This window comes from Escherichia sp. TW14182, assembly GCF_000208525.1.
Taxonomy (GTDB): domain Bacteria; phylum Pseudomonadota; class Gammaproteobacteria; order Enterobacterales; family Enterobacteriaceae; genus Escherichia; species Escherichia ruysiae.
The window spans coordinates 1-768 of the sequence record NZ_AEJZ01000438.1; the positions used below are offsets into that span (position 1 = coordinate 1).

General features: G+C 48.7%; 2 protein-coding genes. Both read right to left on the reverse strand.

Annotated elements, in window-relative coordinates; genetic code table 11:
• Positions 1 to 144 precede the first annotated feature (144 nt).
• Positions 145 to 471 carry a type II toxin-antitoxin system PemK/MazF family toxin gene (locus EQY_RS0122905; RefSeq protein ID WP_001252476.1) on the reverse strand — a complete coding sequence of 109 codons (327 nt, stop codon included), beginning with the start codon at positions 469 to 471 and terminating at the stop codon, positions 145 to 147.
• Positions 458 to 688, reverse strand: a complete 231-nt coding sequence (locus tag EQY_RS0122910; RefSeq protein ID WP_000549550.1) for a DUF8778 family protein — start codon at positions 686 to 688, stop codon at positions 458 to 460. The genes EQY_RS0122905 and EQY_RS0122910 overlap by 14 nt, the downstream gene beginning before the upstream one ends.
• Between the last annotated feature and the right edge of the window lie 80 nt (positions 689 to 768).

Consider the following 768-nt stretch of genomic DNA (forward strand, 5'->3'; position numbering starts at 1 on the left):
TCCGGGTTTTAAATTCCTATCGATGAACAGGTGACGGGTTATGTGACGAAATCGTTATTTAGGTTACGGTCACTCAACCGGTCGTTTGTGTGACACTCCCGTAAAAACTGGTCGCGGAAAAATCCAGGGTTCCGGCCCGGCCCCCTACCTGGGTAAAGCCAGATGGATTTTAATCGCATCCTCGACCAACAGCATATCGGCTTTTGAAAGCGTATCAATATGCGCTTTGAGTCGGGACTTATCCGCAGCCATAATCTGGTCAGCCATAGCTTTACTGCGTCGCCCTCCCACAGTAACAACCGCCTCACCAGGATACAGTCGCTCAGTGTTGCTGGTCAGAGGAACCACAACGACCCTGGCTAAGTTCCTGTTGGCCGCATCATTACTCACAATCACAGCCGGACGAGTTTTGCGTATTTCACTGCCAATAGCAGGCTCAAATTCAACCCACCATGCTTCACCGCGCCGCATCAGCCATATCTCCAGCCAGTGCATTACACCATTCCATTGCAAGCGTTTCCCGCTCTGTATCTTCAGCCATAGCCTTATAACCATCATCAAGTGATGAATCCACCACATGTGGACGCAACAAATCTTCAATGAACTGACTCATCCGGCGTTTTCCCACGGTCCGGTACAGTCCTTCATAAACAGCTTCATCAAGTGTAATCGTCATACGTTTATGCATAATTCACGTTCCTGATAAGTAATACGTATAACGTATATTAGCATATTTTGATGCCGCGTCAGCGGCATGGAAGGCGGTAC